Origin of the sequence: Arthrobacter sp. NQ7 (genome assembly GCF_029581595.2) — a bacterium.
GTDB classification, from domain to species: domain Bacteria; phylum Actinomycetota; class Actinomycetes; order Actinomycetales; family Micrococcaceae; genus Arthrobacter; species Arthrobacter phenanthrenivorans_B.
This window is the reverse complement of the sequence record NZ_JARFXU020000028.1, coordinates 38,449-45,178: the sequence shown is the minus strand read 5'-3', so window position 1 is coordinate 45,178 and position 6,730 is coordinate 38,449. Positions and strand designations below refer to the sequence as shown.

The window sequence follows — 6,730 nt, the reverse complement described above, 5'->3', positions numbered from 1 at the left end:
CTTCGACCCTGCCGCGCCCACCCCGGCCCGCGGCGCCGCACCCGGCGAGCTCGTGCCCTCCCGGTTCCGGGCCAAGGTCCGGTCCTGGCGCGAACGCCACCACCCCGAAACCCTCGAGAAACGCCACACCAAAGGAACCGCGGACCGGCGGATGGACTACACCCCCGACCGCGACGGCATGGCCTGGCTCTCCCTCTACCTGCCCGGGGACACCGCATCGGCGATCTGGAACCGCACCACCGCCACCGCCCGCGGCCTCCAAAACCCTGACGAGCCCCGCACCCTCACCCAACTCCGCCCCGACATCGCCGCCAGCCTGCTCCTGGGCGCCGGGAGCTTTGCGGGCGGCGCGGACACCACCCATGCCGACGCAGGCCCGGGAAACCCTGCAGGTGAAGCTACCGGAAGCACGGCTCAGCCCGGGAAGGTCCCCACCCCGCGCGCCGACGTCCTGGTCACCGTGCCGGTGTTCTCCCTGCTCGGCCTCACCGACGAACCCGCCGAACTGGACGGCTACGGCCCCATCCCCGCATCCCTGGCCCGGAAACTCGTCGCCGACGGGGCGGACTCGTTCCACCGGGTCCTGGTCGACCCCAGCGACGGGGCACCTTTGGAGATCGGCCGCACCCGCTACCGGCTCACCCCGGCCATCAAACAATGGCTCAGGATCCGCGACCGCAAATGCAGCTTCCCCGGCTGCAGCAACCACACCCCGGACAACGACACCGACCACCTCACCGCCTGGCACCAGGGCGGCGCAACGGATGTCAGCAACCTGGCGCAGCTCTGCCCCAAGCACCATCGGCTCAAACACCACAGCCACTGGACCCCGGATCCGGCAACCCCGGACGAGCCGCCCGGCTGGACCTCACCCACCGGCCGCCACTACACCCCCGAACACCCCACCCCCAAACCAACCCACTGGCCACCAGGCATCCTGCCGGTGGATGCCGTTGCGGAAGCCAATGCGGTGGCGGCTTCACGGGGTCCCGCTGGCCGTGACACCGGCGTCCCAACAAACGCAGCCGGTTCGGATGGTGCCACGGCCCGCTTGGAGGACGTGGGATCAGAGGAGGATGAACCTTGGGAGCAGCTGCTGGCAGATATGCCCGCGTGGCCCGATCCGCCACTTGAAGAACCAGACGGCGAGAACCTGCTCGATCCGCGCGGGCTGCCGGCGTCAGATCCGTTGTGGGAAGACTTTTACGCGCGGCCGTTCTTTCTGCCAGCCGACCCGTTCAATGACTGGGAACTTCTGGGGTCACAAACCTGAAGCGGCCGAAACCAGGGCGGCTGCCGGCCGAAACGCCACATACCTGCGCTCAAGGATCACGGCCCAGCGGCGAGGCCTACACTCGCCCGCCGTGCGTTGCAGCCTTACGCGGCCGTGCCCTTACCCCAGCCCCACCGCCTTGCCAAAGAGACTAAAGCCGACGAATGCCACAATGTCCAACAGCGCGTGGGCAATGACCAGCGGCATGACGCGTTTGGTCCGGGTGTAGAGCCAGGCGAAGACAATCCCCATCACAGCGTTTCCAATGAAGGGACCGAAGCCCTGGTACAGGTGGTAGCTCCCGCGAAGCACCGAACTCACACCGATAGCAAGCGGCATGCTCCAACCGAACTTGCCGAAGCGGTCCAGCAGATAGCCCACCACAATGACTTCCTCGAGCACAGCGTGGCGCACCGCCGACAGGATAAGGACCGGAACAGTCCACCAATAGGCGTCGAGGGCACTGGGAATGATGGCGGTGGTGATGCCGAGCGCCCGGCCGGCCGCATAAAGCCCCAAGGACGGTATGCCGATCAGCGCGGCGAGCCCGACGCCCTGCAGGAGGTCCCGGCCGGGCCGGGCAAAGTTGAATCCGAGTTTTTGGAAAGCTGATCCGGAGTTGCGGTCCTCACCGGGTCCCGCGTGGCGCTGGTCGGTCAGGAAGTAGAAGACCAGCAGCACCGGCACCAGGGCAAAGATGATGTCCAGTAGCTGGTATGTCAGGTCGAAATACTCGCGGGTGCTCTGGGAACGGTTCAGGGTGGACGTGCCTTGGGCCAGGGGCGCGCGGGTCATCTTGTCGAGAAGCTGCACCACGGAATAGACAGCCGACTGGCCCAGGGACAGGCCCAGGACGATCCATACTTCGAGCCGCAGGCGGCGGCGGGAGGGAACCAGCATGTTCCCATCTTGCCTTCAGTTTCTGGATCCGGGCTGATGGAGCAGAAGGTGTCAGCCAGAGCGGCACGGAAGCTGCACCGCGAAACCTGGATCAGGCGGGGGCGACAATCACTTCCGTGCCGTTGGCCTCGAAGGCAGCCTTGTCGCGCGCGGAGATGCCGGAGTCGGTAATCAGCCGGGTGAAGTTGTAGCCGTCCATCGTGGCGAAGGCCCGCACCCCCACCTTCGAGGAATCGGCCAGGACGTAGGACACCCGGGCCCGGCTGGCCAGCAGGGCATTGACGGAAGCCTCCCCCTCCCCGGTATTGGTGGGCCCGACTTCGGGATCGATGCCGTTCACGCCGATGAACGCAATGTCCAGGACCACCTTCTGCATGATGATGTCCGTATAGGGCCCCACGAGTTCATACGAGCGCGGGTTGAGGATCCCGCCGGTGACCATCACCTTGATGTTGGGCCGGACCGCCAACTGGCCGGCGATATTAATCGCATTGGTGACGACGGTAAGGGTGGGCTGGTTGGACGGGGCGTTCAGGTCTTCGCGTGTGGCCAGGATCTGCGCCAGCGCGGTGCTGGTGGTCCCGCCGCAGAGACCGATGACCGCTCCTGGCCGGATCAGCGCGGAGGCGCACTGTGCAATCTGCTCCTTGGCTTCGGCGTGGTCATCACGGTTGTAGCGGCCGGGCAGGTCGTATGCCAGGGCGCCGGTGGTGGCACCGCCGCGGGTGCGCGTTAGCAGGCGGCGCTTGGCAAGGCTGTCCAGGTCGCGCCGGGCCGTGGCGGGCGAAACGTTGAGGGTGCTGACGATTTCGTCGACTTCCACCTGGCCGGTCTTGGCCAGCAGGTCAAGAATTGCGGTTAACCGGTCAGTACGCGTCATCCAGAGGGCCTTCCACTACACCAGCCACCACTTGCAGTGACGTTTCCTGATTGTATCCCATGCTAAACAATCAGGAACAATCAAAAAGATGGAACCATCTACCGCTGGCGAACGCCGGCCCGCCAGACAGCGTACGTCAGGGGCATGCCCGGGCGGTAAGCGAGGTGCGTCGCGGAGGGCGCATTCAGCAGGTGCAGGTCGGCCCGGTGCCCGACGGCGATCGAGCCCACCGCGCGTTCGCCATCGGCGTCCCGGCCGGTCTCACGGTGCAGGGCCAGGGCGCCGCCGTAGGTGGCGGCCCTGACTGCCTCGTGCACGCTGAGGTGCATCTGGAGGACGGCAGTGGTGACGCAGAACGCCATCGAACTGGTGTAGGACGTGCCCGGGTTGCAGTTGGAGGCCAGGGCCACCTGTACTCCCGCGTCCAGCAGCGCGCGGGCGGGGGCCAAGGGCTGGCGGGTGGAGAGGTCGCAGGCGGGAAGGCAGGTGGCCACGGTGCCGCGCGGGCCGGCCCCGGTGGCGGGGTCCCAGCCGGACCAGGAGGCAGCCAGCGCCTTCACGTCCTGGCCGGCCAAGTAATTGACGTGGTCCACGCTTGCGGCCCCCACTTCCACGGCCAGCTGCACGCCGGGGCCCTCCCCCAACTGGTTGCCGTGCACGCGCAGGCCCAGGCCGGCGTCGCGGCACGCCAGCAGCACCCGGCGGGACTGCTCGGCATTGAAGGCGCCCTCCTCGCAGAACACGTCGGCCCACTGGACATAGGGCCGGACGGCGGCCAGCATCGGACCGCAGACCATATCGGTGTAGGCCTCCGGATCCTGGCCGGCGGGAACCAGGTGGGCGCCGAGGTAGGTGACCTGATCGGCCACGGTGGAAGCAATGCGGGCGCTTCGTGCCTCGTTGTCGACGTCGAGGCCGTACCCGGTCTTCGTTTCAAGGTAGGTGGTGCCCTGTGACACCGCTTCAGCAACCCGGCCCATGGCCAGCCGGGTCAGGTCATAGTCGGCCGTCGCACGGGTGGCGTTCATGGTGACGGCGATGCCCCCGGCGGCGTATGCCTCCCCCGCCATCCGTGCTTCGAATTCTGCGGTGCGGTCCCCGGCGAACAACAGGTGCGTGTGCGAATCCACCCACCCGGGAAGCATGGCCCGGCCGCCGGCGTCGATGGCGTCGTCCGCTGCGGGAGCGTCGGCGGCGGCGCCGATCCACGAGATCCGCTCCCCCTCAAGTACTACGGCCGCATCCTTGAGGACCCGGTGTTCGAGGTCCTGGGTCATCAGTTCGGCAATGTTGGTAATGAGGGTGCTCATGGGACCATTCTTCAGCGCCGGATGGACCAGCGGGTCGCCGCCAGGGCGCGCGCTGTCCGGGATTCCGGACCTTCGCTGCCAGCCGCGCCGGTCCCCTGCTGCCCGGCGAGGATCTGCTCCGCTGCCAGTTCAGCCATGGCGGCAGAGGTCTGGAACCCGTAGCCGCCCTGGCCGGCGAGCCAGTAGAAGCCCGCCGCCTCGGCGTCGAAACCCGCCACCGGAACCCCGTCCGCGGCTTCCGTGCGCAGCCCCGTCCAGGCCCGGCGGATCCCCGTGATGCCCAGGCCGGTGAACGAGTTGAGCTTCTCCACCAGTCGTTCCACGTCGCCGGGCCGGGGGCGCGCGTCCTCGGGGCCGCTGGGCACAGTTTCCGACGGGGAGATCAGCACGTCCTGCCCGTCGGGCCGGAAGTAGAACGAGTTGTCCGCTGCGGCCACCATGGGGGTTCCGGCAGGCAAGGGATGGTCGACGGCGGCAATCGCCGCAGTGCGCCGGTACGGCTGCAGCCCCAGTTTTTCGACGCCGCTGATCACCGCCAGCTCGTCGGCCCACGCTCCGGCCGCGTTGACCAGGACAGCCGTTTGGAATCCTTCCGCGCCGGCGCCCACCTGCCATCCGGAGCCGAGCCGCTGCGCGGAGTGGACCCGCGCGCCCGTGATGATGTCGGCGCCGGCGGCAAGAGCCCGTTTCCGGTGCCCTTCCAGCAGCAGGGGCGCGTTACAGCCAAATGAGCCGGTATCCAGCCCCGCCGCTGCAAAGGTCCCCGGGAGCAGTGCCGGGCACAGTTCAAGCGCACGTTCCACGGTGATGGACTGCATGTGGCCGCTGGCTTCCGCGGCAACATCCGCTGCCGAGCCGATGAGCATGAAGCTGCGCGGCGTCAGGACCGGTTCCGGCAGGTCCCGGTCCTGGGCTGCTATCAACTCGAGGGTCCGGACCGTGAGCTCCTGCACCACGGGAGGCCCGTAGCTGGGGATCAGCTGGCGGGCGGAGCGGGAGGACGTGTGGTACGCCAGTTCCTGCTCCGCTTCCACCAGCGCCACGCTGCACCGGCCGGCCAGCGCGGCGGCCAGGGACAGGCCGGCAATGCCGCCGCCCACGATCAGGACATCGTAATGTGCTGCCATCGGTCCATCCTCGCAGAGTTCGTGCCCTCGGGCGCTGCCGTCAGGCTGCTGCCTCGGCGCGGCTGGCGACGAAGGCACCCACGCATGCTTCGACGTCGTCCGCTGAGTGGGCGGCGGACAGCTGCACCCTGATCCGTGCGGCACCCCGCGGGACCACGGGGAAGCTGAAGGCGGTGACAAAAACGCCGTGCTGCAGCATCCGGTCGGCCACCTTCGCGGCCACCACGGCGTCGCCGAACATGACCGGGACGATCGCGTGCTCGCCGGGAAGCAGATCAAATCCCTCTTCGGTCATCCGGCGGCGGAACAGCCCGGCGTTTTCGAACAGGCGGCGGCGAAGGTCGGCCGAGTTCTGCACCAGGTCCAGCGCCTTCAGGGTCGCGGCAACAATGGCGGGAGCCAGGGAATTGGAGAACAGGTAGGGCCGCGCCTTCTGGCGCAGCATGGCCACGATCTCCCCGCGTCCGGAGACGTACCCGCCGGACGCTCCGCCCAAGGCCTTGCCGAAGGTGCCGGTGTAGATGTCCACCCGGTCGGAGACGCCCGCGTGCTCGGGGGTGCCGGCACCGGTGCCGCCCATGAAGCCCACCGCGTGGGAATCGTCCACCATCACCAGGGCACCGTATTTTTCGGCAAGGTCGCAGATGGCCTCAAGCGGGGCCAGGTAGCCGTCCATGGAGAACACGCCGTCGGTAACGATGATGGTCCGGCGGGCGTCCTGCGCCTCCTGCAGCCGTGCTTCAAGGTCGGCCATGTCGCGGTTGGCGTAGCGGTAGCGGCGGGCCTTGCACAGGCGGATGCCGTCAATGATGGAGGCGTGGTTCAGGGCGTCCGAAATGACCGCGTCCTCCGCACCGAACAGGGACTCGAACACTCCGCCGTTGGCGTCGAAGCAGCTGGAGAACAGGATGGTGTCCTCGGTGCCGAGGAATGTCGAGACCCGGGCTTCGAGCTCCAGGTGCAGGTCCTGGGTGCCGCAGATGAAGCGGACGCTGGCCATGCCGAAGCCACGCTCGTCCATGGCGGACTTGGCTGCGTTGATGATGTCCGGGTGGTCCGCCAGGCCCAGGTAGTTGTTGGCGCAGAAGTTCAGCACATCAGCGCCGGGGCCGCCGATCCGGCCGGCGGTGATGTGGCTGGACTGCGGGGAGCTGATGCTGCGTTCGGTCTTGTAGAGCCCGGCGGAGCGGATTTCTTCCAGCTCGTCGTGGAGCTGGTCCTTGATGGAGGTGTACATGGG

6 protein-coding genes are annotated in these 6,730 nt (G+C 67.8%); 1 reads left to right on the top strand and 5 read right to left on the bottom strand.

Annotation, left to right across the window (positions count from 1 at the left end):
- A partial coding sequence (locus PUN71_RS20545) for an HNH endonuclease signature motif containing protein (RefSeq protein ID WP_277799885.1) occupies positions 1–1,273 on the top strand: 1,273 nt, incomplete at its 5' end.
- Positions 1,274–1,393: 120 nt separating this feature from the next.
- Here the strand turns inward: PUN71_RS20545 and PUN71_RS20540 are convergent.
- From PUN71_RS20540 to PUN71_RS20520, 5 genes are all read right to left on the bottom strand, one after another.
- Positions 1,394–2,173 carry a CPBP family intramembrane glutamic endopeptidase gene (locus tag PUN71_RS20540; RefSeq protein ID WP_043455984.1) on the bottom strand — a complete coding sequence of 260 codons (780 nt, stop codon included), beginning with the start codon at positions 2,171–2,173 and terminating at the stop codon, positions 1,394–1,396.
- Positions 2,174–2,264: 91 nt separating this feature from the next.
- Complete coding sequence (locus PUN71_RS20535; protein ID WP_110542901.1) at positions 2,265–3,053, bottom strand: DeoR/GlpR family DNA-binding transcription regulator; 789 nt, start codon at positions 3,051–3,053, stop codon at positions 2,265–2,267.
- A gap of 98 nt (positions 3,054–3,151) precedes the next feature.
- Entirely contained in the window at positions 3,152–4,363 is a 1,212-nt protein-coding gene (hutI, locus tag PUN71_RS20530) for an imidazolonepropionase (RefSeq protein ID WP_277799884.1), read from the bottom strand.
- A gap of 11 nt (positions 4,364–4,374) precedes the next feature.
- Positions 4,375–5,490: an NAD(P)/FAD-dependent oxidoreductase gene (locus PUN71_RS20525; protein ID WP_277799883.1), complete on the bottom strand. Its 1,116-nt coding sequence runs from the start codon at positions 5,488–5,490 to the stop codon at positions 4,375–4,377.
- 40 nt (positions 5,491–5,530) lie between these two features.
- A complete protein-coding gene (locus PUN71_RS20520; protein ID WP_277799882.1) occupies positions 5,531–6,727 on the bottom strand; it encodes a glycine C-acetyltransferase in 1,197 nt (398 codons plus the stop codon).
- Positions 6,728–6,730: the final 3 nt, after the last annotated feature.

Coding starts and splice junctions, on each gene's coding strand:
- PUN71_RS20540 (WP_043455984.1), bottom strand. CDS start 2,173: ATGCTGGTTCCCTCCCGCCGCCGCCTGCGGCTCGAAGTATGGATCGTC.
- PUN71_RS20535 (WP_110542901.1), bottom strand. CDS start 3,053: ATGACGCGTACTGACCGGTTAACCGCAATTCTTGACCTGCTGGCCAAG.
- hutI (WP_277799884.1), bottom strand. CDS start 4,363: ATGAGCACCCTCATTACCAACATTGCCGAACTGATGACCCAGGACCTC.
- PUN71_RS20525 (WP_277799883.1), bottom strand. CDS start 5,490: ATGGCAGCACATTACGATGTCCTGATCGTGGGCGGCGGCATTGCCGGC.
- PUN71_RS20520 (WP_277799882.1), bottom strand. CDS start 6,727: ATGTACACCTCCATCAAGGACCAGCTCCACGACGAGCTGGAAGAAATC.